The 26,918-nt window shown below is 56.8% G+C and carries 21 protein-coding genes and 1 tRNA gene; 15 read left to right on the forward strand and 7 right to left on the reverse strand.

Annotated elements, in window-relative coordinates; genetic code table 11:
• Positions 1–64: 64 nt before the first annotated feature.
• The 6 genes from DWW12_RS01475 to glgB all read right to left on the reverse strand — a co-directional run bounded on the left by DWW12_RS01475 (position 65) and on the right by glgB (position 13,153).
• Positions 65–3,361 carry a 4-alpha-glucanotransferase gene (locus DWW12_RS01475; protein ID WP_117854647.1) on the reverse strand — a complete coding sequence of 1,099 codons (3,297 nt, stop codon included), beginning with the start codon at positions 3,359–3,361 and terminating at the stop codon, positions 65–67.
• 216 nt (positions 3,362–3,577) lie between these two features.
• On the reverse strand, positions 3,578–5,908 hold the full coding sequence (gene glgA / locus DWW12_RS01480) for a glycogen synthase GlgA (protein ID WP_199570620.1): 2,331 nt from the start codon (positions 5,906–5,908) through the stop codon (positions 3,578–3,580).
• Between the two features lie 90 nt (positions 5,909–5,998).
• Complete coding sequence (glgD, locus tag DWW12_RS01485) at positions 5,999–7,126, reverse strand: glucose-1-phosphate adenylyltransferase subunit GlgD (RefSeq protein WP_117790329.1); 1,128 nt, start codon at positions 7,124–7,126, stop codon at positions 5,999–6,001.
• 4 nt (positions 7,127–7,130) lie between these two features.
• Positions 7,131–8,279, reverse strand: a complete 1,149-nt coding sequence (locus DWW12_RS01490) for a glucose-1-phosphate adenylyltransferase (RefSeq protein WP_117786272.1) — start codon at positions 8,277–8,279, stop codon at positions 7,131–7,133.
• Between the two features lie 106 nt (positions 8,280–8,385).
• Positions 8,386–10,812, reverse strand: a complete 2,427-nt coding sequence (locus tag DWW12_RS01495) for a glycogen/starch/alpha-glucan phosphorylase (protein ID WP_117854649.1) — start codon at positions 10,810–10,812, stop codon at positions 8,386–8,388.
• Positions 10,813–10,906: 94 nt separating this feature from the next.
• The gene (gene glgB, locus DWW12_RS01500) at positions 10,907–13,153 is read right to left on the reverse strand and encodes a 1,4-alpha-glucan branching protein GlgB (RefSeq protein ID WP_117854651.1); all 2,247 of its coding nucleotides are present in this window, start codon (positions 13,151–13,153) and stop codon (positions 10,907–10,909) included.
• A 331-nt stretch (positions 13,154–13,484) separates the two neighbouring features.
• On the opposite strand from glgB, the gene DWW12_RS01505 reads away from it, so the two are divergent.
• The 7 genes from DWW12_RS01505 to wecB all read left to right on the forward strand — a co-directional run bounded on the left by DWW12_RS01505 (position 13,485) and on the right by wecB (position 19,176).
• Positions 13,485–14,174 carry an HAD family phosphatase gene (locus DWW12_RS01505; RefSeq protein ID WP_117854652.1) on the forward strand — a complete coding sequence of 230 codons (690 nt, stop codon included), beginning with the start codon at positions 13,485–13,487 and terminating at the stop codon, positions 14,172–14,174.
• A 27-nt stretch (positions 14,175–14,201) separates the two neighbouring features.
• Positions 14,202–14,840: a thiamine diphosphokinase gene (locus DWW12_RS01510; RefSeq protein ID WP_255413274.1), complete on the forward strand. Its 639-nt coding sequence runs from the start codon at positions 14,202–14,204 to the stop codon at positions 14,838–14,840.
• A gap of 55 nt (positions 14,841–14,895) precedes the next feature.
• Positions 14,896–14,971: transfer RNA gene (locus tag DWW12_RS01515), tRNA-Ala, on the forward strand.
• A gap of 966 nt (positions 14,972–15,937) precedes the next feature.
• The gene (locus DWW12_RS01520) at positions 15,938–16,474 is read left to right on the forward strand and encodes a KOW motif-containing protein (RefSeq protein WP_255413273.1); all 537 of its coding nucleotides are present in this window, start codon (positions 15,938–15,940) and stop codon (positions 16,472–16,474) included.
• A gap of 54 nt (positions 16,475–16,528) precedes the next feature.
• Positions 16,529–17,290: a sugar transferase gene (locus DWW12_RS01525; protein ID WP_233544194.1), complete on the forward strand. Its 762-nt coding sequence runs from the start codon at positions 16,529–16,531 to the stop codon at positions 17,288–17,290.
• Entirely contained in the window at positions 17,277–18,083 is an 807-nt protein-coding gene (locus tag DWW12_RS01530) for a WecB/TagA/CpsF family glycosyltransferase (protein ID WP_117854657.1), read from the forward strand. The genes DWW12_RS01525 and DWW12_RS01530 overlap by 14 nt, the downstream gene beginning before the upstream one ends.
• Complete coding sequence (gene wecB / locus DWW12_RS01535) at positions 18,076–19,176, forward strand: non-hydrolyzing UDP-N-acetylglucosamine 2-epimerase (protein ID WP_199570622.1); 1,101 nt, start codon at positions 18,076–18,078, stop codon at positions 19,174–19,176. The genes DWW12_RS01530 and wecB overlap by 8 nt, the downstream gene beginning before the upstream one ends.
• Before the next feature lie 22 nt (positions 19,177–19,198).
• Here the strand turns inward: wecB and DWW12_RS09990 are convergent, their stop codons facing one another.
• Entirely contained in the window at positions 19,199–19,408 is a 210-nt protein-coding gene (locus DWW12_RS09990; RefSeq protein WP_233544196.1) for a hypothetical protein, read from the reverse strand.
• On the opposite strand from DWW12_RS09990, the gene DWW12_RS10105 reads away from it, so the two are divergent.
• From DWW12_RS10105 to rfbA, 8 genes are all read left to right on the forward strand, one after another.
• Complete coding sequence (locus DWW12_RS10105; protein WP_117854661.1) at positions 19,354–19,608, forward strand: DapH/DapD/GlmU-related protein; 255 nt, start codon at positions 19,354–19,356, stop codon at positions 19,606–19,608. The genes DWW12_RS09990 and DWW12_RS10105 overlap by 55 nt on opposite strands.
• A 27-nt stretch (positions 19,609–19,635) precedes the next feature.
• On the forward strand, positions 19,636–20,547 hold the full coding sequence (locus DWW12_RS01545; RefSeq protein WP_117854662.1) for a phosphorylcholine transferase LicD: 912 nt from the start codon (positions 19,636–19,638) through the stop codon (positions 20,545–20,547).
• Positions 20,540–21,265 carry a 2-C-methyl-D-erythritol 4-phosphate cytidylyltransferase gene (locus DWW12_RS01550; RefSeq protein WP_117854683.1) on the forward strand — a complete coding sequence of 242 codons (726 nt, stop codon included), beginning with the start codon at positions 20,540–20,542 and terminating at the stop codon, positions 21,263–21,265. The genes DWW12_RS01545 and DWW12_RS01550 overlap by 8 nt, the downstream gene beginning before the upstream one ends.
• Positions 21,256–22,293, forward strand: coding sequence for an NAD(P)-dependent oxidoreductase (locus DWW12_RS01555; RefSeq protein WP_117854664.1), 1,038 nt, complete (start codon positions 21,256–21,258; stop codon positions 22,291–22,293). The genes DWW12_RS01550 and DWW12_RS01555 overlap by 10 nt, the downstream gene beginning before the upstream one ends.
• Positions 22,286–23,251 (forward strand): glycosyltransferase, encoded by a 966-nt coding sequence (locus DWW12_RS01560; RefSeq protein WP_117854665.1) that lies wholly within the window; start codon positions 22,286–22,288, stop codon positions 23,249–23,251. The genes DWW12_RS01555 and DWW12_RS01560 overlap by 8 nt, the downstream gene beginning before the upstream one ends.
• A 5-nt stretch (positions 23,252–23,256) precedes the next feature.
• Positions 23,257–24,609 (forward strand): O-antigen polymerase, encoded by a 1,353-nt coding sequence (locus DWW12_RS01565; protein WP_117854667.1) that lies wholly within the window; start codon positions 23,257–23,259, stop codon positions 24,607–24,609.
• Between the two features lie 58 nt (positions 24,610–24,667).
• On the forward strand, positions 24,668–26,083 hold the full coding sequence (locus tag DWW12_RS01570; RefSeq protein ID WP_117854669.1) for a lipopolysaccharide biosynthesis protein: 1,416 nt from the start codon (positions 24,668–24,670) through the stop codon (positions 26,081–26,083).
• A gap of 53 nt (positions 26,084–26,136) precedes the next feature.
• Positions 26,137–26,918, forward strand: a 782-nt coding sequence (rfbA, locus tag DWW12_RS01575) for a glucose-1-phosphate thymidylyltransferase RfbA (protein ID WP_117854670.1), incomplete at its 3' end; no start/stop codon positions are given.

A 26,918-nucleotide genomic window follows, 5' to 3' on the forward strand; every position in this document is an offset into this window, starting at 1 on the left:
GGGCAGATCACTCTGCCCGCATAAATTCAAACGTCTGTAACTGTACCCTATATCGGGCGTTTTATCACGCTTCGCCCCAGAATCTATGCGTGTTGCGCAGGAGCTGTGCGGTTTTGCCCTCAGCGGCCGCAACGTCGGCCTCGTCAGCCTGCCAGGTCCAGTTGCCCGTGGCCACGCCCGGTACGTTCATGCGCGTGTCGTCGCCAAGCCCCAGCACGTCCTGCAGCGGCATCATCACCAGGGGAGCGTCGCTTGTCAGCGCGTCGCTCATCAGCTTGGCTGCCACCTCAACACCGCTCGGCTCGTCGCCGCCCGCAAAGGAGCGCGTGCACCAACCCGCGAGCGTCGACGTGTCATGCGTCGATGTGTACAGGATCTTGCCGGGCGTAGGGTGCACGCCGCAACGAACGTCGTAATCGCTAAACTCCAGTACGTCCATACCGGGGAAGCCGCAAGTCGAAGCCATGGCGCGAACGCCGGGCGTCAGGTAGCCCAGGTCCTCGGCGATAAAGTTGAGCGGCCCCAGCTCGTCATAGGCGGTCTGGAACAGGTCCTTGCCCGGACCCGCCAGCCAGCGGCCGTCGGCGCAGGCCTTGCCGGCGGGAATGCTAAAGTAGCTGTGGAATCCCAGGAAGTGATCCAGACGCACGCGGTCGTAGAGCGAGAACGCGCGACGCAGGCGATCCATCCACCAGCTATAGCCGTTCTGCTTCATGTGGTCCCAGCGGAACGTCGGGTTGCCCCACACCTGACCCTCGGGTGCAAAGTTGTCGGGTGGCGCACCGGAGATCTCGATTGCCTTGCCGGTATCGGACAGCCAGAAGTTCTCGGGCTCGCTCCACGCGTCGGCCGAATCGTCCGAGACATACATCGGGATATCGCCGATGACCTCGATGCCCTTCTTGTGCGCGTAGTTCATGAGCTCGCACCAGGCTAGGTCAAAGCGGTACTGCATGTACGCCTGCAGCTCTGCCTCGTCGTGGAAACGCTTGTCGTCAATCAGGTGCTCGTTGTAGCGCGCGACATCCGTCGGCCAATCGTGGCGCGACTCGCCCTTAAAGTACTTCTTAACGGCCATGTAGACGCAGTATTTCTCGAGCCAATCGGCGTTGCGATGTTTAAACGCGGTGTAGAGCGGATCGGCATCTTCGCCGCCACGGGCCTTCCAAGTCTCAAAGTCGGCCGCCAGCTCCTCTTGGCTCTCGGGCAGCAGGTCAATATTGCCCGCAAAGGCCGAAGGCCCGGCGTAAGGGGAGCGGAAGAAGTCCGTTGGGTTGACAGGCAGGACCTGCCAGTAGCGCATGCCCATAGCGGACAGATGGTCGATAAAGCGACGCGTGGGTGCGCCGATCGTGCCGGGCTTGCCGTCATCGGTCGGTACCGAGGTGATATGGCACACAACGCCCGCGCCGTGATCGAGCGGCTCCTGCAAGCGCTGCTCGGCATGGTGATAGATGATCGACGAGCCCAGCGGATACAAATCGAGCGTGACCGTGCCGTTGTGGTTCTCGCACTCGTGACCGCTGATCACGTCACTCGCGCATTCGTCGAGCGCCGGAATCGTCACGCGGTGCGAATTGCGCAGACTACGGTTGATGATAACCGTCGCGGACTCGCCATCCTTTCCCGTGCGGTTGTATGCCAGCACCTCGTCGTTGAGCGCGAAGGCCTTGATCTCGCCGTCGATCATAAACGGCAGTGCGCGGCGTACGGCGGAGGCGTTTTTGACAATAGCCAGTGTGTCGAAGTCGTGCAGTTGGTCCTTGGTCGGCAGGGTGCGGCGGTTGCCCGGATCGGTTAGACCCTCCAGGCCGTATTCGTCGCCGTAGTAGATCGAAGGCACGCCGGGGAAAGACATCTGCATGAGCGTGGCGAGCCAAAAACGGCTCTTGGCCAGGCCCATCGAGTTCTCGTCCAGGCGCCATTTGCTGCGTTCACACTCGGGCAGCTGCGACTCGTCGGGGCCGCCGCCGAGCACCGAGATGATACGCGGGCGATCGTGGCTCGACAGCAGGTTGAGCGCGCAGGACAATGCCTCGCTCGGGTAGTTCTCGCGGAGGGTCTCGATATCTTCAGCAGCTTGGTAAGCGTTTTTGTAGCCCATCAAAAAGCCGATGACTATGTCGCGGAAGGGGTAATCCATGGCCGAGTCGAGCTCGGAGCCTTGCAGGTAGCGGCGCAAATGACCATAGCTGATCTTGTTGGAGGCATCTTCCCAGACTTCGCCGAGCAACAGTGCGTCAGGCTTTTCGGCAAGTACTGCCTTCTTGATCTCGGTCAGGAAATCGTCCGAAAGCTCGTCAGCGACGTCCAGGCGCCAGCCATGAGCGCCGGCACGTAGCCATTTACGGATCACGCCGTCCTTGCCCAGGAGCCGCTCGCGTACCAGCTCGGAGCTCTCATTGATGGCAGGCATGTTGCCCACGCCCCACCAGCAGTCATACGAACCGTCCTCATGGAAGTAAAACGCATCGCGCCACGGCGAATCCTTGCTCTGCCACGCGCCCACGCCGGGGTAGTTGCCATAGCGGTTGAAATAGATCGAATCGTCGCCCGTGTGGTTGAACACACCGTCGAGAATGATGGAAATGCCCAGCTTTTCGGCCGCCTGACACAGTTCGGTAAAGTCCTGCTCGGTGCCCAGAATCGGATCGATCTTGGTGTAATCGGCGGTGTCGTAGCGGTGGTTACTCGCGGCTTCAAAAATGGGGTTGAGGTAGATAGCTGTAAATCCCAACTCGGCGATGCGGGGCAGGTCTTCCTGGATGCCCTTGAGCGAGCCGCCGTAGAAGTCCCAGGTCTTGATGGAGCCGTCTTCGGCGCGCTCGTACACGGGCGGCTCGTTCCAGTCCTCGACCATACGGCGCTGGATTCCGTTGCGCGGTTTTTCGACCTCGGCCAGCGTGCGCTCGCGCCAGTTTTCGTCACGGGCGTAGCGATCGGGGAAGATCTGGTAGACCATGCCACGCTCGTACCACTCGGGACGCACTTCGCGGTGCTTATAGACGGTAATCTGGAAGGACGGAACCTCGGCGTAGCCGTAAGTTACGCCCTCGCCACCGGTGCGGCCTTGCGGCGCGCCCAGGCGAACCTCGGGCTGGCCCTCGATATTGCAGATAAAGCTGTACCAGATAAGACAGGGCTCGGTGCACTCAAGCTCTACGGTAAATATGCCGTCGCCCTCGTGCGTCATGGGATACAGAGACTCACCGATCTCATCTACCCAGGTACGCAACGTAAGCGTTGCCTGGTTGGGATCGGCATCCTCCAAAATCACGGAGAGCGAAAGGGTAGTTCCTGTGGTCACAGCGCCAAACGGAGTGCGAAACTGCGGCAGACGGCTGTTGTGAATCAATCTCATAATACGGTCCAGTTCAATAGAATCACGGCCTGCGGGCCATGGCTTTACGCACAAGTTGTAAGTATATCTTTTGTACACAGGCTGTATAAACAACATCCGTTTACCATCGGCGAACGGTTGTCCTAGAAAATCGTTTTACCAATACCTACAGAGAAGGGGCGCCCGGTTGGAGCGCCCCTTGCTTAGGGTTTGATGAGGTTTTGGATCGTCTGTGGGCTAGCGACGCTTGCGGGTGGCCGTTGCCTTGCGGACGGAGGTCTTCTTGGTCGGAGCCTTTTCCTCGGTCGCGACGACGGGGGAGACCGGGGCCTTCTTGGCGGGCTCGGCCTTTGCCGTAGCCTTCGGAGCGGTCTTGACCTCAGCGGCCTTTGGTGCCGGCTTGGCCTTTACTGCAGGCTTGGCCTCGGCCTTAGCCTCTGCCTTGGGAGTTGCGGCCTTTGCCGTGGACTTCTTGGCCGTCGTCGTTGCGCGCTTGCGCGTGGTGGTCTTGGCGGTCGGCTTGGCCTCGACAGCTGCCTCGGCCTTGGGCTCGGCGGCTGTCTCCTCGACCTTGACGGCGGGCTTTGCGGCAGCCTTCGGAGCGGCCTTTGTCACAGTAGCCTTGGCGGCCGTCGACTTCGTTGCCGTGGTCTTCTTGGCAGCTGTTGCCTTCTTGGCGGTCGTGGTCGTCTTCTTGGCAGCGGTCTTTGCCGGAGCCTTGGCGGACGGCTTGACCTCTGCGACCTCGGCCTTTACCTCAGGAGCGGCCTCGACCTCGGCGGCCTTCTTGGCAGCGGCGGTCGTGCGCTTGCGCGTGGTCGTTGCCTTGGCAGTAGTTGCCTTGGCAGCGGTGGCCTTGCTCGCAGCGGTCTTCGTGGTCGTGGTCTTCTTAGCCGTCGTCTTGCGGGTCGCGGTCTTCTTAGCTACGGGCTTTACAGCAGGCTTGACCTCGACCTCTGCCTTGTGAGCAACCTCAGCCTTCACCTCAGGCTCGGCCTTTGCTGGCTCAGCCTCAACCGGCTTCTCTTCGGCCTTGGGCTCCTCAGCGGCCACCGGCTCAGCAACAGCCTCAGACTCGTCGACAACAGCTGCCGGCCTCTCAATCTCCGGGTGCATAAAGAAGTACAGGTCCAGATACTTGTCGGCCGAGCGCGTCCAGCTAAAGTCCTGGCTCATGGCCTGCGTGACCAGCTGGTTCCAGGCATCGCGGTTATCCCAGAACAGGCGTGCCGCACGGAACACGGCGTCGCCCATCTCGTCGCCGTTAAAGTTACTAAACGAGAAGCCCGTGCCCTCGCCGGTAAACTCGTTATACGGAATCACCGTGTCCTTCAGACCGCCAGTCTCGCGAACAATCGGCAGGGTGCCGTAGCGCATGGCGATGATCTGCGACAGGCCGCAGGGCTCAAACTTCGAAGGCATCAGGAACATGTCGGCTGCGGCATACATACGCTGCGACAGCGCCGGATCGAACTCGATACGTGCGGCCATGGTGCCGGGGTACTTGTCCTGGAAGTAGCGCAGGCCGTCCTCGTAGTCGCGGTCGCCGGTGCCCAGCACGGCCACCTGAACGCCGCCGGCCAGGATGCGGTCGAGCGCGTACATAACCAGGTCCATGCCCTTCTGGCGCGTCAAGCGCGTGACCATCACCATGAGCGGGCGGTCGTCGCGCACCTCGAGCCCCAGTTCCTCCTGCAGCTTTGCCTTGCACACGGCCTTGCCGGAACGGTCATCAACCGTGTAGTTGGCGGCAATGCGCTTGTCGGTCGCCGGGTCAAAGCCCGCCACGTCAATGCCGTTCAAAATGCCCTGCAGCGCATAGGAGCGCTCGCGCAGCACGCCGTCCAGGCCCTCGCCAAACTCGGGCGTCTGGATCTCGTTGGCATAGGTGGGGCTCACCGTGGTGATGGCGTCGGCATAGCGAAGCGCGCCCAGCATATAGTTGACGCTGCAGGCGTCGCAACGCAGCTGCGAGGCGGCAGCGGGAATATGCGCCACACCCAGGATGTCCTCCATCACGGTGTCGCTAAACTGGCCCTGGAACGCCACGTTGTGGATCGAGAACACGGTCTTGACGCGGTCGTACAGCGGAAGGCCCTGGTAGAACTCGCGCAAGAACACGGGCGCCAGTGCCGTCTGCCAGTCATTGCAGTGCAGGATGTCACACTCAAAACCGGCCGGCAGGTGCTGCAGACTCTCGGTGATGGCCTTGGAGAAGAATGCAAAGCGCTCGCCGTCATCAAAGAAGCCGTACGGATAGTCGCGCGCAAAGTAGCGCTCGTTATCGATGAACATATAGGTGACGCCGTCGTGCTCGAGCTTCTCGAGCCCGCAGTACTCATTGCGCCAGCCCAGGCTCACGTAAAAGTCGGAGAAGTGCTCCATCTGCGCCTTGTACTCGTCCTTGATGGTGGCGTACTTGGGCACCATGACGATGACCTCGGCGCCGGCGCGCACGAGCGCCGCAGGCAGCGAGCCCGCCACGTCGCCCAGGCCACCGGTCTTCACAAACGGTGCGCACTCGGCCGAGGCAAACACGATCTGCATCTTTTTGCTGGAATCTGCCATATTGTCTCCCATGTTGCAATTCGAGAATAGCCGCCTGGCACAAACCGGGCGGCTATTCTACATGTTACGAGCGATGTTGCGGTGCCAACGTTAACGTACGATGGTGGTGTCGGAAGTTAACGGAGCCTTGCCCAGCACCAGGATGTTCTCGGGCGTGCCGCGAAGCTCGGTGTTGGTGGGAACCACGTTGTTTTTGTCCAGAATGGCGTTCTCAACGCGGGCGCCGCTCTTGATGATGCAGCTCTGGTTGATGATCGAATTGGTGACCGACGCACCTTCCTCGACCACGACGCCGCGCGACAGGATCGAGTTGCGCACGGTGCCCTTGATGATGCAGCCGGCCGAGATGATCGAGTTGCACGCGTGGCTGCCGGTCGCATAGCGCGAAGGCGGCACGTCGTGAGCCTTAGTCAGGATCGGGCGCTCGGGGTCAAAGAGCTGGTCGGCCACGGTCTGGTCGAGCAGGTCCATGCTACGGCGATACAGCGACTTTTCGCTAAACACGCCCACGACCTCGCCCTTGTACTCGTAGCTGCACACGTCGATGTTGCCAAAGTCGCCCTGGAGTGCCTCGAGCAGGTCCAGATAGTCGGCGGCCTGGTAATGGTCGATGATCTCGAGCAGCGTCTCGCGGTTGACGATGCAGCAGTCCATGGAGGCGTTGTCGCCGTACGCGACGCCGGCGCTCACGCCCGTCAGGCGGCCGTTCTCGTTAATCTCGAGTTTGGTCTCGTCCTCGACATTGCGCGTGGCCTTGCAGTACACCACGGTCATTTGGGCGCCGGAGTTCTCGTGCGCCTCGATGATGGTGTTGAGGTCCATGTTAAAGATGATGTTGGTGCCCATCATCACGACATAGGGATTCTCTGAGCGCTGGAACAGCGTCTTGTTGGAGATGATGTCGCGCAGCAGGAAGCGCATGCCGCCCTTGGTGGTGCCATACGCGTTGCCGGGCACCATGAACAGGCCGCCCTTCTTGCGGTCCAGGCCCCAGTCCTTACCCGAGCCCACGTGGTCGATCAGCGAGCGGTAGTTACCCGGCATGACGACGCCGACGGTCTTGATGCCGGCATTCATCATGTTGGACAGCGGGAAGTCGATCAGGCGGTAGCGGCCCAAAAACGGAACGGACGCGATGGGGCGGTCCTTGAGCAGGACGCTGCCGTAGGTCGAAGAGTAGTTAGCGGTGATGTAACCGATGGCCTTGCGATTGATCATCGGATCATTCCCCCTTCCCGATAACGACGTCATTTCCAACGACGGCCGTATCCTTGGTGGTATCGACAGAGCCGAGCTTCACGCCCTCTTCGACCGTGGAGTTCTCGCCCAAAATAGCGCGGCAGATGTGCGCGCCGCTCTTAACGTGCGCACCCGGCAGCAGCACGGAGTCCTCGACCACGGCGCGCTCCTCGATGATGACATCGGTCGAAAGGATCGAGTGGCGAGCGGTGCCGTAGATCTTGCACCCGTTGGAGACCAGGCAGTCGTCCAGGCGGCCGTCCGGTCCAATGTAGTGCGGCGGACGCGTGGTGATGTTGGACATGATGGGGAAGTTCTTGTCGAACAGATCGAACTCGGGGTTGTTGCCCAGCAGGTCCATCGAGGTCTCGTGGAAGCTGGCGATGGTGCCGACGTCCTTCCAAAAGCCGTGGAACTCGTAGCTGTACAGGCGCTTGTTCTCACCGAGCAGCTTGGGGATGATGTCCTTGCCAAAGTCGTGGCTCGAGCGCTGGTCCAGAGCGTCCTCCTCGAGCGCCTCGATCAGCACGTCGGCCGAGAAGATGTAGATGCCCATGGACGCGAGGTTCGAATCGGGCTTCTCGGGCTTCTCGGTAAACTTGGTGATGCGGCCGTCCTCGGGGTCGGTGGTCAGGATGCCAAAGCGGCTGGCCTCCTCCCACGGCACGGGCATAACGCTCACCGTGAGGTCGGCATTGTTATCAATGTGCGTCTTGAGCATCTTACGGTAGTCCATGCGATACAGGTGATCGCCCGAAAGAATTAGAACGTACTTGGGGTCGTTGGCCTTGATGTAGTCCAGGTTCTGCGTAATGGCGTCGGCCGTGCCCGCATACCAGGCGCCGCCGGTCTGCGTCTCGTACGGCGGCAGGATCGACACGCCGCCGTCGCGGCTGTCCAGATCCCACGCCTCGCCAGAGCCCACGTAGGCATGCAGTAGGTAGGGACGGTACTGCGTCAGAACGCCCACCGTGTCGATGCCCGAGTTGGAGCAGTTGGAGAGCGAAAAGTCGATAATGCGGAACTTGCCACCAAAGCTAACCGCCGGCTTGGCGATCTTTTGGGTGAGTGCCCCCAATCGGCTACCCTGTCCTCCTGCGAGGAGCATCGCGATGCATTCTTTCTTACTCATCGATTTCTCCTTCTGTCATCGATGTTCCTAAACCCATTAGCGACGGGCGCGGCGCTCGGTCGCGCCCGTCGAGTAATGCCGTGCGGCAAAGGGAGCTCGCGCGCCTTTACGCGTGCCAGATCTCGTCGCGGTACTCGCGAATGGTACGGTCGGACGAGAACCAGCCGCTCGAGGCGGTGTTGAGCAGCGCCTTGCGGTTCCAGGTCTCCTGGTCGCCGTAGCTGCCGGTGAGCTTCTCCCATGCATCCACGTAGCTGCGGAAGTCTGCCATGACCAGGTCGGGGTCGTTGTTGTTCATGAGCTCGTTATAGATGCTCTCGAAGTTGCCCGAAAGACCCGCAAAGGTGTTGTCCTTGAGCTCGTCCATCACACGGCCCAGGCGCTCGCGATCGTTGTTGAGCGTATCCCACGCAAAGTAGCTGTTGGATGCCCAGAGCTGCTCGACCTCGGGAGCGGTCAGGCCAAAGATGGTCTCGTTCTCGCGGCCGGCCAGGTCGGCGATCTCGATGTTGGCGCCGTCGAGGGTACCCAGCGTAATGGCACCGTTCATCATGAGCTTCATGTTGGACGTGCCCGAGGCCTCTTTGCCGGCCGTGGAGATCTGCTCCGAGATCTCGGCGGCGGGGTAGATGAGCTGGGCGTTGCTCACGCGGAAGTTGGGGATAAAGCAGACCTTCATGACCTCGTTGACGCGCGGGTCGTTGTTGATGACCTCGGCCACCGAGTTGATCAGGCGGATAGTCTCCTTGGCAAAGGTGTAGCTCGAGGCGGCCTTGCCGCTAAAGATGAAGGTCGTCGGCGTCACGTGGAAGTTGGGGTTGGCGATGCGACGGTTGTAGATATCCATCACCTTCATGATGTTCATGAGCTGGCGCTTGTAGGCATGGAAGCGCTTAACCTGAACATCAAAGACGGTGTTGGGGTCAATGACCAGACCGGTCTCGGCCTTAACGTAGGCGGCCAGGCGCTCCTTGTTGGCGCGCTTAGAGGCGCCCACGGCCTTTAGGAACTCGGTGTCGTTCTGGAACTCCTTGAGCTTCTCCAGCTCAAAGGCGTCCTTGAGCCAGCCGTCGCCAATGGCCTCGGTCACGAGCTTGGCGTAGGTGGGGTTGGCCTCGGCAAAGAAGCGACGGTGCGAGATGCCGTTGGTCTTGTTGTTGAACTTCTCGGGCGTCAGGGCATAGAAGTCCTTGAGCACGATGTTCTTGATGATGTCGGAGTGGATCTTTGCCACGCCGTTGACGCTATGGCTACAGATCACGGACAGGTTGGCCATGCGAATCTCGCCGTCCCACAGAATGGCGGTCTGGCGCAGACGCTCCTGCCAGCCCTCCTGCGTGGTGTCGAACGACTCGTGCCAACGACGGCTGATTTCGTCGATGATCTGGTACACGCGGGGGAGGAGCTTGGAGAACGTGCCGATGGGCCACTTCTCCAGAGCCTCGGGCAGGATGGTGTGGTTGGTGTAGCTCACGACCTGCGTCACGATGTTCCAGGCGTCGTCCCACTCGAGCTTCTTCTCGTCGATGAGGATGCGCATGAGCTCGGGGCCGCACATGGCGGGGTGCGTGTCGTTGGTGTGGATGGCCACAAACTGCGGCAGCAGCTCCCAGTTCTCGCCGTGCTCCTTCTCAAAGGTGTCGAGCAGGCTGTAGATGCCGGCCGAGACAAACAGGTACTCCTGCTTCAGGCGCAGCAGACGGCCGTGCTCGCCGGCGTCGTTGGGGTAGAGGATGGCGCTGATGGCCTCGGCCTCGGCGCGCTCGGCGTCGGCCAGGGCGTAGTCGCCGCGGTTGAAGGCCTCCAGATCGAAGTGCTCCTCGACCGGCTCGGCAGCCCAGACGCGCAGCTTGTTGACGGTCTCGCCGGCATAGCCCACAACGGGGATGTCATAGGGGACGGCCAGGATGTCCTGTGTGTCTACCGTGCGGTAGAACGTGCGGCCGTTCTCCTCAAAGCCCTCGACGCGGCCGCCAAACTTAATGGTCACGGCCTTGTCCTGACGACGGACTTCCCAAGGATAGCCGTGGGTGAGCCACTCGTCGGTGGCCTCGACCTGGCTGCCGTTGACGATCTCCTGCTTAAATAGGCCGTAGCGGTAGCGCATGCCGTTGCCGTAGCCGGCAATGCCCTCGGCTGCCATGGAATCCAGGAAGCACGCGGCCAGACGACCCAGGCCACCGTTGCCCAGGGCCGGATCGGGCTCCTGGTTCTCGATGACGGACAGGTCAAAGCCCATGTCGTCGAGCGCCTCGGCGACCATGTCGCGCACGCCAAAGTTGAGCAGGTAGTTGTCGAGCAGGCGGCCGATCAAAAACTCGATCGAGAAGTAGTACACGCGCTTTTTGCCCTCGGCGGTGACGCGGGCGTCACTCTTGGTGGCAACGGTGCGCGCCTTCTCGGCCACGAGCTTGGCCAGGGCGTTAAAGCGGTCGAGGTCGCTGGCGGCCTCGACGCTCTTACCGCTGATGCTCATGACGGCATCGCGATAGAGCTCGGTAAACTCCTGCTTGTTGTCGAAGATCTTATTCATACGTTCCTTTCCCCCGGGGATGTTTCTCCCGGAACGGTTATGACTTGTATCCTACGCCTCGTCGGGGCGGGTAATTACAGCTGTAACGGTTTTGTTACGCATCCTTGGCAGACGGCTTAACAGAAGCAGACTTGGCCTTGGTAGCGGCCTTTTTGGTGGTTGCCTTCTTGGCCGTGGTCTTGGCGGCAGACTTGGTTGCCTTCGCCTTAGCCGGAGCCTTCTTAGCAGCCGCAGGCTTGGGCTTTACCGAGGACGTGCGCTTTTTGGGCGCAGCCTTGGGCTCCTCGACCACGGGCGGCTTATAGCTGCTGGGGCCGCGGCGCTTAAGCACTACGCCTGCCAGGCCGGGCACCTTAATCTCGATGGAGTCCATCTGCCCGTTCCAGGGATAGGGCTCGCTCGAGCAGGTGTAGGGCTCCTTGCCGGCATAGCCGCTGCCGCCAAACTCGGGACGGTCGGAATCGAAGATGACCTCCCAGTCACCCTCGCGCGGCACGCCAACACGGAAGCTCTCGTAGCTCGCCGGGTCAAAGTTGATCAGGATCACCAGATCGTCATCGACGTCCTCGCCCTGGCGCACAAAGCTCACGATGGACTGCTTGGAGTTGTCCGCGTCAATCCAGGTAAAGCCGTCGTCGGTGTAGCCGCGCTCGTACAGGGCGGGCTCGGCGGTGTACAGGTGGTTGAGCGCCTTGATAAACGCCTGATGATGACGGTGGGTCTCGTACTCCTCGGTCAGGAACCACTGGATGGACTCGTAGTAGCGCCACTCAATAAACTGGCCGATCTCGTTGCCCATAAAGTTGAGCTTGGCACCGGGGTGCGTCATCTGGTAGAAGGCGAGCGTGCGCAGGCCGGCAAACTGACGCCACCAGTCGCCCGGCATACGGCCGATCAGCGAGCATTTACCGTGGACGACCTCGTCGTGGCTCAGCGGGCAAATAAAGTTCTCGGTAAAGGCATACATGATGGAGAACGTGAGCAGCCCGTGGTTGCCGGGGCGCCACGGAAAATCGGTCTGCATGTAGTGCAGGGTGTCGTTCATCCAGCCCATGTCCCACTTGTAGTGGAAGCCCAGGCCGCCGTCCTGCGGCGGGTAGGTCACGAGCGGCCACGCGGTGGACTCCTCGGCCATCATCATCACGTCGGGGAAGTGCGCCTCCACAGCGCAGTTGACCTGACGGATAAACGCGCTGGCGTCCAGGTCCTCCTCGGTACCGTACTTGTTGAACTTCTTTTGGCCGGGATCATCGATGCCAAAGTTGAGGTACAGCATGCTGGATACGCCATCCATGCGAATGCCGTCAACATGGAAGTTCTCGAGCCAATACAGTACGTTGGAGACCAAGAAGGAGCGGACCTCGCCACGGGCGAAGTCGAACTTGTGCGTGCCCCAGTTGGGGTGAATCTCGTGCTCAAACAGCATGTGGCCGTTAAAGGTGGCAAGGCCGTGGGAGTCGGCGCAAAAACCGCCGGGCACCCAGTCCATGATCACGCCGATGCCTGCCTCGTGGCATGCATCGATAAAGTGCATGAGCTGCTGCGGGTTGCCGTAGCGCGACGTGGCGGCATAGTAGCCGGTCGTCTGGTAGCCCCAAGAGCCATCGAAGGGATGTTCCATAAGTGGCATGACCTCGATATGTGTGTAGCCCATGTCGCGCACGTAGTCCACGAGCTCCACCGACAGGTCGTCGTAAGTGTAGAACTCGCCGCGTTGCGCGGGGAAGGGATCCATGGGGCCGGGGTAGTTGCCGTACTCGTCCGGCTCGCCCTGCGGTGCGTCGCCATGGCGCTTCCACGAGCCAATATGCACCTCGTAGATGTTAAGGGGCTGTGACATGTGGTTATGGCCGGCACGGTGCTTGAGCCATGCGGCGTCGTTCCACTTGTAGCCATCGAGGGTCCACAGCACGCTCGCCGTTCCCGGAGGGCACTCGGCCTTAAAGGCATACGGATCGGCCTTGTAGAGCTTCTCACCCTCGTTGGTCTCGATAAGGTATTTATAGAGCTGGCCCTGCTCGGCGCCAGGAATAAAGCCTTCCCAAATAGCGCTCGTATGCACGGGCACCAGCGGGTTGGCTTCTTCATCCCAGTCGTTAAATTCGCCAATGACATGCACGCTCTTTACATCGGGCGCCCAAACGCAAAAGCGCCAGCCGCGCGTACGGTTCTGCGTGTCGGGGTGCGCGCCCATCTTTTCCCAGCTGCGCTCCCACGTGCCGATGCCAAATAGATAGACATCGTCCTTGGTGAGCTCCGGTGCGTGCGGGGCGGCTTTACGGGTTGCGGGCTTTTTAGCCGTTGGCTTTAGCTTTGTATCGCTCACGTTTGATCCCATCATGACGCGGCAGCGTGTTGCCTTGGTGACTAAATGCGAAAGGTCCAAGGCTGCACGAATCGAAGGGACGGCGATAGTTCTATGATTCGTTCCACCTCGCGTGCTCGGTGGAACTTTCGGCAGAAACTACGATAACACCTGTACGTTACTTTTATGAAGGAAAGTGGTTTTTGGGCGGCGTTTAATCGGTAAGCGCCATGTTTAGACCACTGGCAGAATTGCGATGGTAAAACTCTTGACAGTTTTACCAATAAGGGTTTTTTGATTGTTGGTTTGACGTTTGGTAAAACGTTTTTAGCAGGTTGTTTACCATTTGACATCGAAAGGTACTTTTATGTCCCAGACCGCCGCTCCCAATGTCGCTTTTATTTTCGATTGCGACGGCACGCTGGTTAATAGCACCCCCGTTTGGGCCTATGCCCAGCCCGAGTTATTGCACCGCCACGGAGTTGACGTGACGGTCGACGATTTTGCCCAGTTTGAGCATTTGTCGCTCGAGGACGAGTGCCAGGCCTACCACGACACCTGGGGCATTGGAGCGAATGGCGAGGAGCTGTATCGCGAGCTGAGCGACATCCTGATCGATGGGTACTCCAAGGTGCCGCCGCGCGAGGGGCTCCTGGCATTTTTGGAGCAGACGAATGCGGCGGGCATTGCCTTGTGCGTTGCCACGTCCACGCCGGCCGAGTTGGTTACGTCTGCGCTTGCGGGCGCCGGGCTCGACGCGTACATGGAGTTTGTTACCACGACGGGCGAGGCAGGACGCTCCAAACAGTTCCCCGACGTATACGAGCTGGCGCTGCGCCGCCTAGAAGAGCGCCACGGGCACAAGTTTGAGCGCGCGTGGGTGTTTGAGGACGCCGTCTTTGGCCTAAGGAGTTCTGGGGTCGCCGGCTTTAAGCGTGTAGGTATTTATGACCCGCACGGCCGCATGAAGCGCGACGATGTGCGCGCCAACTGCGATATCTTTATCGACAGCTACGAGGAGCTGGATCTGGCCCGCCTGCTTGCGTTTGAGGGATAGGCGAGAGCTGTGGCTTGTAAGGTATTAGTGGTTTGCGGCTCGCCCTTGGTGGCGAGCGCGGATCTGTTGCGTAGGCTAGTAGGGGAGTGCGACCACGTTGTCGCCGTGGACCGCGGTCTCGACGCGCTGCTGGGCGCTCGCCTGAGCTGCGACGTGTATGTAGGGGACGCCGATACGGTAAGCGAAGCCGGTCGCGCTCTTGTTGATGCCGCTGAGGACTTTGAAGTTGAGCGCCACGACCCGTACAAGGACTATACCGATCTGGCGCTGGCGCTCGATTCCGTCCGCCGTCGCTGGCCGGGCGCCGAAGTGGTTGCGACCTGCGCTACGGGCGGCCGCCCGGATATGGCCCTAAGCGTCCTAGGCTTACTGGCCAACTACAAAGACGCCCCCGTCTGGATTGCCGAGGACGCGACCACAGCTCGCATTCTGCACGAAGGCGAATCCTGGACCATTGAGGGCGCCGAGAGCAAGACGTTCTCCATCATCGGCATTGCCCCCAACACCGAGGTAAGCGAACACGGCCTAGAGTGGGAGCTAGACCACAGCCCCCTGGACCTGTTGGCGGACACAGGCATCAGCAACGTCGTCAGGTCAACAGCCACGATCCAAGTCCACACCGGCACCGCCATTGCTTACCTATATCAAGAGACATTTAGAGTCTGACCCAAAAAAGTCCTTGCACGCCGCGTCAACTTCCCCTATAGTATCTCCTCGTCACGGGGGCGTAGCTCAGCTGGGAGAGCGCTTGACTGGCAGTCAAGAGGTCAGGGGTTCGATCCCCCTCGTCTCCACCATCGTGAATGTAAGGCCACTCAATTGAGTGGCCTTTTTTTGAATATGATTTTTAACGGCCTGAACTGCATTTTTGCAAAATTTGTAAATTGCTTTCCTGTTCAAGTTTGCCGTCTGCAGTAGTTGTCGCAAATTTTGCGACAACTACACCCCTAAAGTTGTCAAACAAGCCGCCTCAAAATGCGTTTAATCTGTAGCCGGGCGTGCCTAGTGTGCGATGAGCATCTTCACAATGCAACGCCCATGCCCACACGCCCGCAAAATGTTGTGCAATTAATTTCCCAGTTTTGTACATTATTCGTAAGCACCACGCAAATCCTTTTGCGTATTAAAGCCGAGGTTTGCCTGCATTTACTCGGGCGCCCGTTGCAGCACCCCATTAACCTGCGTCAACGTGAACAACTTAGGCAAACAACCCCCCCAAGCACGGATTTGTCGCATATGTTGTCCGACACAACCCAAATCAGTTTCACTATCAGCTTGTGCTAGGATGCCTAATGTTACATGAGTTCAGCTGTGCTCACGGCTCTAACAGGCCACATAGCACGGGGTCGATCAGCATCCGGCCGTAACGGCGGTGTTAGAAAAACCAAGAGCTCCAATATCGATTGCCATGCACTTTTTTCACTTGCTTTTGCGGATATTTATAAGTTCGCTTGAATCAGTTCAATGAGTTGTTACGGCGAACCACAGCAGCCTTCAGCTGTTTGCGTGCGGTCCAGTTTTGTTCCCGCTTGACTGGTTCGCACGCAGCCAGCTGGGGATGCGGTCATTTTGCGATACACGTCCGCGTCTCTAGCAACTGCATTTATACATACCGTTCACGGTGGGGCAGAGCCACGTGCTTGTCTGACTGGGCTCAGGGTTTGAATATGGAGCGCCTTCGCGCACATGCGCCCTGGCGAAGCCATACCCAAACCCCGTGAGCCACACGTAAGACAGCAAGGGGGGTGGTGCTCGTGTGGTATGTGATCCAGGTCATTAACGGACGCGAAGACGTAATGCGCGAGCGCATCGAGCGCATGGTGCCGGCAAGCGCCATGCAGGAACTCTTTTACCCTCAATTTCAAACCGAAATCAAAGTACATGGAGAATGGGTCAATACGACCAAGCCACTCTTTCCCGGTTATCTTATCTGCGATACGGCAGATCCCCGCACCGTGCAACAGTATCTGCTACGCATGGACGACTTTGCCCGGGTGTTATCCCAGGACGGTCAGTTTGTGCCGCTGGCAAAAGAAGAGGTCCAACTTATTGGCGGCTTTACGCATAGGGGAGACCGCGTAGTGCCCATGAGCGAGGCCCTAAAAGACGGTGACCAGGTCGTAGTAACGGCAGGTCCGCTGCTGGGCCACGAAGGCCTCATCAAAACCATTAACAGACGCAAAAGCACTGCTTATCTGGAGCTCGATCTGTGCGGCCGACGCGTAACCACCCGCGTTGGCCTTGCCGTGCTTTCAAGCGAGCAGCGCGTCATGCGCAATCTAAAAAAGGCGATCGCCTAGCTGCTGGCGGACGCTACACAGAACAGGGAGGATCCCCGATCTGGGGAGGAAGTGTTGAAAGAGAACGTGTCGGATAAACCTCAATATGCAACGGATGCGCCCGTGGGGGCGGCGCTGATTGCTCAGGCCATGGACCGGCGTGAGGGCGCAGGTCGCTACAGGGCCATGCAATCCATCATGGACTGGGATCGCTCGCGCCTAGCGTACCGGGCCGTCAAGCGCACCTTTGACGTCGTGTTCAGCGGCTGCGTGCTGGCCGTCATCGCCGTACCGAGCCTGGTGCTTGCCGCGGCCATCCGCCTAGAGAGCGAGGGCAACCCCTTCTACAGCCAGATCCGCGTAGGCCAGACCCACCGCGATGGCAGCCTGTCCACCTTCCGCATGTGGAAGTTCCGTTCCATGTACAAGGACGCCGACGAGCGCCTGGCAGATCTCAAGGAGCAGAACGAGATCGCCGGCGCCATGTTCAAGATGAGGGAGGACCCCCGTGTCACCAGGATCGGAAAATTCATCCGCAAGCACTCCATCGACGAGTTTCCGCAGTTCGTCAACGTGTTTCTGGGTCAGATGAGCGTCGTTGGGCCTCGTCCGCCGCTGCCGAATGAGGTTGCGGAGTACACCGACTACGACCTGCAGCGCCTTGCTGTTAAGCCGGGAATCACCGGCTGGTGGCAGGTCACTGAGCGCAACTCGACGGGATTCGACGGGATGGTCCGTCGTGACCTTGAATATATCGCCAAACGAGGCATTTTCTTCGATTTGAAAATAATCCTACTCACTGTGATTGAGGTTATCAGCGGAAATGGCGCTTGCTAAAGAGACTAGATGGAAATACGAAGACGCCAGTTCAAGGGTTGATCTTCCTGGGCGAGTCGAAGTCCTGGGCGCCCCCGTTGACCCCTGGACGATGGAGCAGACCGTCGAGGCGACCGACGCGCTCATCAAGGAGGGGCGCTTCGCCCACCTTATTGGCGTGAACGCCGACAAGCTGCTGCAGATGCGCGACGATCCAGAGATGGACGCATGCGTGCGCCGATGCGAAATCGTGAATGCCGATGGCGCGTCCATGGTCATGGCCGCCAAGAAGCTGGGCGTGGACCTGCCCGGACGAGTGGCCGGCATCGACCTCATGTGGGAGCTGTGCGGGCTGGCTGAGCGCGAGGGGCACAGGGTCTACCTGCTGGGTGCCAAGGCTGAGGTGGTCGCAAAGACCGCTGAGGTACTGTCCGAGAGGTATCCCAATATGGTCCTCGCGGGCTACCGTGACGGCTACTTCGGCAACGACGAGTTCGATGCTGTGGTCGCCGAGGTTGAGCACGCCGAGCCCGACATCGTGTTCGTGGGTATCACCTCGCCCAAGAAGGAGCGCCTGATCGAGCGTTTCCGCGAGCTGGGCGCAAAGGGCGCATTCGTGGGCGTGGGCGGCTCGTTCGACGTCGTCTCCGGCAACATCCCGCGAGCCCCGATGTGGATGCAGCGCGCGAACCTGGAGTGGCTCTTCCGCATGATGCAGGAGCCCAAGCGCCTGGTGAGGCGCTATCTAGTCGGTAACACCCGTTTCTGCATGCTTCTCCGCAAGGAGTCAAAGGGGAGCAAGGCCAATGTCTAAGAAGAAAGTAATGCTCGTCTTCGGCACCCGCCCGGAGGCCATCAAGATGTGCCCGCTCGTCAACGAGCTGAAGGCGCGTTCAGATGAGTTCGAGACAGTCGTCACCGTGACCGGCCAGCACCGCGAGATGCTCGACCAGGTGCTGCGCGTCTTCGACGTGACGCCCGACCAAGACCTGGCGATCATGAAGCCGGGCCAGACCCTGTTCGACGTGACGTGCGACGTGCTGCTCAAGCTCAAGGCCGTCCTCGAGGACGAGAGGCCCGACGTCGTCCTGGTCCACGGCGACACCACGACCAGCTTCGCGGCGGCCCTCGCGTGCTTCTACCTTCAGATCCCCGTGGGCCACGTCGAGGCGGGCCTGCGCACGCACGACATCTACAGCCCCTGGCCCGAGGAGTTCAACCGCCAGGCGGTCGACATCGTGAGCGAGCACTACTTCGCCCCCACGGAGGCGAGCGAGCAGAACCTGCTCAACGAGGGCAAGCCGGAGTCAAAGATCTGGGTCACCGGCAACACCGGCATCGACGCCCTGCGCACCACCGTGCGCGAGGGGTACTCCCATCCCGAGCTCGAGTGGGCGGATGGCTCCCGTCTCATCCTCATCACGGCCCATCGCCGCGAGAACCTGGGCGAGCCCATGCACCGCATGTTCCGCGCCATCCGCCGTGTGATGGAGGAGCACCCCGACACCAAGGCAATCTACCCCATCCACATGAACCCGCTCGTCCGCAAGGCTGCGCACGAGGAGCTCGACGGCTTCGACAGGCTCCACATCATCGACCCGCTCGAGGTTCTCGACTTCCACAACTTCATGGCGGCGAGCCACCTCATCCTCACCGACTCGGGCGGCATCCAGGAGGAGGCACCGAGCCTGGGCAAGCCCGTGCTTGTCATGCGAGACACCACCGAGCGCCCTGAGGGCGTCGCCGCCGGCACGCTGAAACTCGTGGGCACCGAGGAGGACGTCATCTACCGCGAGTTCAGCCGTTTGCTCAGCGATCAGGCCGAGTATGAGGCCATGAGTCACGCCTCCAACCCTTACGGAGATGGACATGCTAGCGAGCGAATTGCGGACGTGCTGAGAGGATAGCAGCATGAATGAATGCTTCAAACTATACAAAGCTGCTCACGCCTGCACCAAAGGGCCAAAGTTTGTTCGTCCGTTGGCTGGAGTTTTCAGGCATCTGTCGCAGCTTCTCTTTGCATGCCATATCGGAAGCCATGCCGAGATAGGTGAAGGCTGCTTGTTCCAGCACAACGGTGTGGGATGTGTCATCTCCGAGAAAGCCGTGATTGGAAAGAACTGCATGCTCTATCAGCACGTCACCGTCGGAGCTCTCGAGGGGGGGCTCCCATCATTGAGGACGATGTCTTGATTGGCGCCAACGCAGTGCTGCTCGGCAACATCACCGTCCATAAAGGGGCAAAGATTGGCGCGGGAGCCGTTGTCCTCTGCGATGTCCCTGAAGACTCCACGGCCATCGGCGTGCCTGCGAAAGTACTTGTGCCAAAGGCTGGCTAGAAATACCTATACGATTGGTTTTGCGTAATGAGATTAAATGATTATATAAAACGTGCAGGGCAATCTTCTATCCCTTTACACGAGATTACTGGTGAAGAGCTGCAGCGGCTGCATAAAGAAATGACCGATATTGCCGACGACGTTATCTCCCTTGCGGATGAATTGGGTCTTTCAATCACATTGGGCGGCGGTTCAGTTCTAGGGGCTGCGAGGCACCGTGGTTTCGTTCCCTGGGACGATGACATTGATTTAAATATAACGCGCAAAGAATGGGAAGTTTTCGCTCCAGTTTTACAGGAACGATTCGAGGAAAAATACTTTATTTATGCCCCCGATTCATTTAGTGATGCGGTGATTAACGCAATTCGAATATATAAACGCGGTACGAAACTTCGCGAAATCGCACATGCTCCAAACGAGCCGAACGGTATATTTGTTGATATTTTTTTACTTGAAAACGCACCTGATAATGGCGCTATAAGACTTTGTCATGGCGTTTTATGCCAAGGTTTGCGATATATCGCTTCCTGTGTGCGACTCTATGAACAGAGAGCCTACATTGAGAGCGTGTTTGGTAAAAATGCCGAAGCAATGGCTGGATACCGTAAGCGCTTTTTTGTTGGAAGAATCTTCTCGTTTTCAAGCGCGCATTCTTGGTCGCTTCTTTCATATAAGGCAAACGGTCTCTGTAAAAACGAGGCTTCTAGATTCCTGACGATACCTTCAGGCGGTAAGTACTACTTTGGAGAGCTGATCCGTCGAGATTCGTATTTCCCGCCCGAATATCTTCCTTTCGGCGATCATTCTTGGCCCGTCCCTCGCGATTACGACAGATATCTGACCAAATTGTACGGGGATTGGAAAGAAGTGCCTCCTGAGGACAAACGCGAGGTTCATTGTCTCATTGAGCTTGATTTTGGTGATGATGACGATGAGTAAAACGTATGCTGTTATTTTTGCAGGCGGTGTTGGATCGAGAATGAGTGGTGCTGACAAGCCGAAGCAATTCCTCGAACTCGGCGGTGAAGCGATAATCTGTCATGTGATTGACAAGTTCGAGGAAGCACCCTGCGTTGACGGGATAGTCATTGTCTGCGTCGAGGGCTGGCTCGATTACCTCAGGGATCTTTTAGCGCAAAGGGGCTACCACAAAGTGCTCGCCTCGATTCCCGGAGGTGAAACCGGACAGGAGTCTATCTTTAACGGCCTTTCCTATATAAAGAGAAATAAACTTGCCGATGAAGATACTGTCATTCTCATTCACGATGGCGTGAGACCCCTTATCGATTGCGAAACTATTATTGCTTGTGCTGAGTCTGCAAGAAATTGCGGTTCTACGGCTACTGTTGCTCCCGCCACTGAAACGATCGTGACCGTCGATGGTGGAAAAGTTGTCGGCGTCACTGACAGGGCAAAGTGCCGACTAGCGAGGGCGCCACAAGGATTCATATTTAATGAGCTGTACGGCGCACATTTGAGAGCACTCGAAGAAGGGCGACGCGACTTCATCGATTCCATTTCAATGATGAGCGAATACGGTCATGAAATTTTTGTTGTCGATGGTCCTGAAGAGAATATAAAAATAACGACGCCGCGAGACTTTCTCACGTTCAAGGGTTTCGTAGACTTAAAGGAGTATGAGCAGATATGGCGATGAGCGAGGCGCAGCGCACGGCGCATGATATCGCGGCAAATCAGGCGATGCCCTGGGGTAAGATAGATGGGTCGACTGTAGTCATTACAGGAGCGACGGGGCTGATTGGCTCACAAGTCGTTAGGACCCTTATTGAACGGACAAACAATTTCCACGGATCAATCAAACTGATTCTTCCCGTAAGAAACGTGATTAAAGCGGAGATGATGTTTGGTCGTTCAGACTCGATTTATTATGTCCCTTGGAAAATTGGTGATTCATTTTCTGATGCAGTCAAGGGCGATTATTTCATTCACGCGGCTTGTCCGACTTCGAGCACGGCTTTCCTCCACAGTCCGATTGAGGTTATCTCCGACATAGTGGATTCCGCCCATGCAGTCATAAACCTGCTTTCGACCTCTTCCTTCCGCCAATGTGTCTGTCTTTCGACTATGGAGGTATACGGATCGGTTGAGGGCCGCGTTGACGAGCGGATGAATGGGGCTTTGGACACGATGAATCCCCGGTCGAGCTATCCTGAGGCCAAGCGCCTTTCGGAATGCTTGTTCGCTTCAGCTTCTTCTGAGCTGGGAGTTCCGATTAGTGTAGTGCGCCTTGCACAGACTTTTGGCGTCGGTGTTCCTCGAGATGACGGCCGGGTGTTCGCTGAGTTCGGCCGGAGTGTCGTTTCAGGCCAGGATATCGTTTTGCTCTCTGATGGATCGAAGCGGAACTCCTATCTTTCAGTTGACGATGCTGTTACCGCCATCTTATTCCTGCTCGTCCATGGGAATAGCGGAGAGGCCTACAACGCTGCAAATCCTGCTACGTTCTGTAGCATTCTAGAGATGGCGCAGATGGTAGTTGAAGATTTTGGATTGGGCAAGAGCACTGTTGTGTTCGGGCAAGATGCCGAGAGGGCAAAGACATTCAGGCCTGGCGCGGTCCTTGATCTTGATTGTTCCAAGCTCATGAATCTTGGCTGGCAACCAAGCCATACTCTTCACGAAATGTACTCTGCCATGTTCGCGGGGTGGGCAGAGCATGAATGATGCGTTTAAAGACGACAAGCCCACCGTGCTAGTCATGATGGCCAGCTACAACGGTGAGAAGTTTATCAATGAGCAGATAGACAGTATCCTCGCGCAGAAGGACGTTCATGTGACCCTTCGTATCTGCGATGACGGATCAAATGACTCAACTCCTTCTATATGTGAATCGTATGCTTCGAAGTACGACAATGTTCTGTTTGAAGTTAACAAGGTAAATAAAGGCTTGGCTAAAAACTTCATGGATATGGTCTACGACGATAATGCGCTTGGCTTCAATTATTATGCCTTTTCAGATCAAGATGACGTCTGGCTCCCGGAAAAGCTGATACATGCTATTCGTCAGATTGAAGCGCAGGTTCATGACGAGCCTGCGCTTTACTATTCGGATATTGAGAATGTCAATTGTGACCTTAGCGGTGGCTCAAGGGAGTACTCCTCCTGGATTGGATGCAGCCAATGGTTAATTGCTGCTTTAACTGTTAATTGGGCGTCCGGCTGCACTATGGTGTTTAACTCCCAACTTAGGGAGCAGATTATCACTTATGAGCCTCGTACATATCCAAGAATCCATGATAGCTGGATTCATTTGATTGCCATGGTTTCTGGTGCTGTTGTAGCGGATTTGGGCGATGCTTATATCAAAAGACGAATTTCTGGAGACAATCAAGTTGGCCAGCGTAATTTAGAGTCAACGGAGTCATTTAAGTCTGTCGCGACACGTTGGAAGCGCATCATCAAGAAGAGCACACATTGCCAAACTCGGGTTGCGGCTTATCTACTAGATGGATACGAGAATGTCATGGGACGAGACGAAGCCAATCTTGTTAGGACGTATGCGAAGATGCCAACGTCGTTGTATTTGCGCATAAAAATCGGGATGAAGCTTCTCCATTGCCCCTTCCCAACGCGAAGTATGGCTCGCGCCTTTGCAATAAAAGCCGTTTTGAACAGGCTGTAGGTAATATGGCTGAGTCTATTATTCTGTTCTTACTTGTCGCTATTGTCACTTTCTTCGTCTATTATTTTAATGATGGCGACTTATTATGCCCTTCTTCCCTTGCGTGCTTCGCTTTTTTGTTATGCACTGGTGCGTCGATTTATGATTGTTGGGCATGGAACACCGGGATTAACCTTGTGACCGTGCTTACAGTTTGCGTTGGCCTTATAAGCTTCGTAGGCCCGGCAACATTGGCATGCGACCATCGACAAAGAAAAACTGTTAATTTAAATACTCAGTCGCAGAAATGGTCCCTGCATATTGATGTCCCAAATAATGTAACAGCTATCATTTGTCTTTTCGGCGCCGTTATTTCTTACCTCTATATCCATGCCATCGTTGACAGCGTCGGAATGAGGGGTTCTTGGTCGGAGACCATGCAAGCGTACAGATGGCATACTTCTTTTGATGATAATTTCAGCTCTGGAATATCAACGCCGATCAACTATGGCTTCCGCCTATTTATGGCTGTTGGCTATGTGTACGTGTTCGCATTCGTGAACGAGCTTCTTGTTTCCGAGGAGAAACGATGGGCGTATTTAGTTCCACCCGTTATATATTGCTTAGCCTCGCTGGGGCAGTCTTCTCGCGGTCAGATTATCGTTATGCTGTTTGCCGGCGTCATCATGTTCTGGATTCTTCGAAATTGCGTGAGTGTCAATGCGGTACGCATTAATTTCGGTGCGGTGATGCTCATTCTTGCGGCTGTGGTTTTCGGTCTCGCTATTTTTGTTTTCGGCGCAGACGCCGTGGGTAGGGTGACCGTCAAGACTCCCTTTGATTCTCTCATGACTTATTTGGGTGGGTCGATAATCGGACTAGACCAATTTATTGCCAAGCCGGAGTTATCCACTGCCCCAGCCGATCTGTTCGGCTCTGAAACGTTTCAAGGTCTCTGGCTATTTTTAGGCAAGACATTCGGAATTTCCGATTGGACTTACACATTCCAGCTTGAGTACAGGTTTGTCAATAATGTCAACATTGGCAACCTTTACACAGCTTTCCGTTATTACCTTCATGATTTCGGTCCAATTGGGATGTGCATTGTTTTGGCCTTTCAGGGCTTGTTATTTGGTTCTATGTACAATGTTTTACGTAACTCTGGCGTGAAGATTTCCGTTCGTTGGCGGATCATTCTGCTGTTGATTTATTCTTGGGTCGGCATTTCGGTGGCATATCTTCCGATTGCAGACTTTCTTTTCCATCAATACATGAATCCAACATCTCTCTTAACTGTCATCTTCATGGCAGTTTCGGTGCTCTTTCTAATGAGATTTGCTCGTACCGAGGAAAGTTCTGGCCTGAAAGGCGATATGTAGGCAGCTAGTAATGAGACCTCTCATTACTAGCTGGTTTCTTTGGGGGTTTTATTAACGGATGAACTATAAGAAGCTTGTGACGAATGCACTCGTTGCCTTTTCCGCACAGGGTATTTCTCTTGTTGTAAGTTTTGTTATGTCCCTACTCGTCCCCAAAGTTCTTGGGGTAACAAGCTATGGATATTGGCAACTGTTTATTTTCTATGCTGGATATTCAGGGTTTTTCCACTTTGGTCTGAACGACGGCGTTTATCTAGTTGAGGGTGGAAAAACGAGAAATGAAATTAATAAAGTAGCCATCAATTCCCAGTTTAGGGTTGCAGTGTTGCTGCAAGTTTTAGTCGGAATCGCATTCTGCATATTATCTATAATGATTACGCCCGAAGAGGAGAGGGCTTTCGTAATCTATGCCTTTTCACTGTATACCGTAATATCAAATCTTCAACTATATCTTGGCTATGTTTTTCAAGCTATGAATGAGACTAGGCTCTTTTCGTTTTCGACCATGCTCGATCGACTTGTTTTCTTGGTTCCGCTTATTATCTTTGTCGTCCTTCGTCTTTCGGATTTCAGACCTTACATCATTCTCTACTGTTTATCGCGGTTTTGCGCATTAGTGTACTGTTGCTGGCATAGCAGAGAGTTTTTTAAAGCCGGAGTACTTGATCTCAAGAATTCGATAAGGCTTGCCGCCTCAAGCATCAAAATCGGCTTTGGCCTTATGCTGGCTAATGTTGCCAACATACTCATTTTAGGAATTGCTAGGGCTTTGGTTGATTGTGCTTGGGGAATCGAGGCTTTCGGAAACGTTTCTTTTTCTCTTTCCATCGTCAATTTTTTCACTTCATTTGTTTCTCAAGCAAGTATGGTTCTCTTTCCTGCGTTAAGGCAGGGATCGGAAGATGAGAGGCGCTCTTTCTATCAGGGAATTAGAGACGCGATGGAGGTGTTTTTCCCAGCAATCTACTTGTTCTATTTCCCAATGGTGATGCTCCTTTCTATCTGGCTTCCGCAATACGCTGCGAGTATGGGCTATTTCGCACTTCTCTTGCCGATCTGCGTTTTCAATACCAAGATGGATATTTGCTGCACAACGTATTTCAAGGTCTTGCGCAAAGAGAAACTTCTCCTTGCGGTGAATCTGACAACGGTTGTGGGAAGTGCCATTTTCTCATTGATAGGCGTTTATTGCTTCGGGTCAATCGAAGCGGTTCTGATTGGCGCGGTTGCGTGCATTGTTTTAAGGTCATTCTGTTCGGAGCGTTATTTGAATAAGTGCTTACATGCCTTCCCGACACATAATCCCCTACAGGAGGTTGTTTTAACATTCGTATTCATTTCTTTTACCTTGTGGGCTCCAGTGCATATTGCGATTTTCGGTTACCTGCTTCTTTACTCTTGTTTCCTAATTCTCAATAGGGATGTAGTTCATAGCTCGTTTAGACGTCTTAAGGCGGTTTTCGGCCGTCGATAGACCGAATAAAACTATGGCCTTTTAGTTTTAATGAATAGAGGAGATAGATAACTTTGAAAGGCATCATCCTCGCCGGCGGGTCCGGCACGCGCCTGTACCCGCTCACGCTCGTGACCTCCAAGCAGCTGCTGCCGGTCTACGACAAGCCCATGATCTACTACCCGCTGTCCACCCTCATGCTGGCGGGCATCCGGGACATCCTGGTCATCTCCACGCCGACGGACCTCCCCAACTTCGAGCGCCTGCTCGGGGGCGGCTCGCGCTACGGCGTGAACCTCTCCTACGCCGAACAGCCCAGCCCCGACGGCCTCGCGCAGGCCTTCACCATCGGTGAGGAGTTCATCGCCGGCGAGCCGTGCGCCCTGGTGCTCGGCGACAACATCTTCTACGGCAACGGCCTTTCCCGCCACCTGACGCGCGCCGTCCAGAACGCGGAGTCGGGCCGCGCCACGGTCTTCGGCTACCACGTGGACGACCCCGAGCGCTTCGGCGTCGTGGAGTTCGACCGCGAGGGGAGGGCCGTCTCCATCGAGGAGAAGCCCGAGCGCCCCAAGAGCTCCTACGCCGTCACCGGCCTGTACTTCTACCCGGGCGACGTGGCCGCCAAGGCGCACAAGGTGGAGCCGTCGGCCCGCGGAGAGCTGGAGATCACCACGCTCAACCAGATGTACCTGGAGGAGGGGGCGCTGTCCGTGGTCACCCTCGGCCGCGGCTACGCGTGGCTGGATACCGGCACCATGGAGTCGCTTCATGAGGCGGCTGAGTTCGTCCGCGCCGTCGAGCACTCGCAGGACCTGCCCGTGTCCGTGCCCGAGGAGATCGCCTGGGAGAACGG

It is taken from the genome of Collinsella sp. AF14-35 (assembly GCF_003464565.1).
In the GTDB taxonomy this organism is placed as follows: domain Bacteria; phylum Actinomycetota; class Coriobacteriia; order Coriobacteriales; family Coriobacteriaceae; genus Collinsella.

Bases quoted from the DNA above. Each gene is read 5' to 3' on its own strand.
- DWW12_RS01475 (WP_117854647.1), bottom strand. From the start codon at position 3,361: ATGAGATTGATTCACAACAGCCGTCTGCCGCAGTTTCGCACTCCGTTT.
- glgA (WP_199570620.1), bottom strand. From the start codon at position 5,908: ATGGCAGATTCCAGCAAAAAGATGCAGATCGTGTTTGCCTCGGCCGAG.
- glgD (WP_117790329.1), bottom strand. From the start codon at position 7,126: ATGATCAATCGCAAGGCCATCGGTTACATCACCGCTAACTACTCTTCG.
- DWW12_RS01490 (WP_117786272.1), bottom strand. From the start codon at position 8,279: ATGAGTAAGAAAGAATGCATCGCGATGCTCCTCGCAGGAGGACAGGGT.
- DWW12_RS01495 (WP_117854649.1), bottom strand. From the start codon at position 10,812: ATGAATAAGATCTTCGACAACAAGCAGGAGTTTACCGAGCTCTATCGC.
- glgB (WP_117854651.1), bottom strand. From the start codon at position 13,153: ATGATGGGATCAAACGTGAGCGATACAAAGCTAAAGCCAACGGCTAAA.
- DWW12_RS01505 (WP_117854652.1), top strand. From the start codon at position 13,485: ATGTCCCAGACCGCCGCTCCCAATGTCGCTTTTATTTTCGATTGCGAC.
- DWW12_RS01530 (WP_117854657.1), top strand. From the start codon at position 17,277: ATGGCGCTTGCTAAAGAGACTAGATGGAAATACGAAGACGCCAGTTCA.
- wecB (WP_199570622.1), top strand. From the start codon at position 18,076: ATGTCTAAGAAGAAAGTAATGCTCGTCTTCGGCACCCGCCCGGAGGCC.
- DWW12_RS10105 (WP_117854661.1), top strand. From the start codon at position 19,354: ATGTGTCATCTCCGAGAAAGCCGTGATTGGAAAGAACTGCATGCTCTA.
- DWW12_RS01545 (WP_117854662.1), top strand. From the start codon at position 19,636: ATGAGATTAAATGATTATATAAAACGTGCAGGGCAATCTTCTATCCCT.
- DWW12_RS01550 (WP_117854683.1), top strand. From the start codon at position 20,540: ATGAGTAAAACGTATGCTGTTATTTTTGCAGGCGGTGTTGGATCGAGA.
- DWW12_RS01555 (WP_117854664.1), top strand. From the start codon at position 21,256: ATGGCGATGAGCGAGGCGCAGCGCACGGCGCATGATATCGCGGCAAAT.
- DWW12_RS01560 (WP_117854665.1), top strand. From the start codon at position 22,286: ATGAATGATGCGTTTAAAGACGACAAGCCCACCGTGCTAGTCATGATG.
- DWW12_RS01565 (WP_117854667.1), top strand. From the start codon at position 23,257: ATGGCTGAGTCTATTATTCTGTTCTTACTTGTCGCTATTGTCACTTTC.
- DWW12_RS01570 (WP_117854669.1), top strand. From the start codon at position 24,668: ATGAACTATAAGAAGCTTGTGACGAATGCACTCGTTGCCTTTTCCGCA.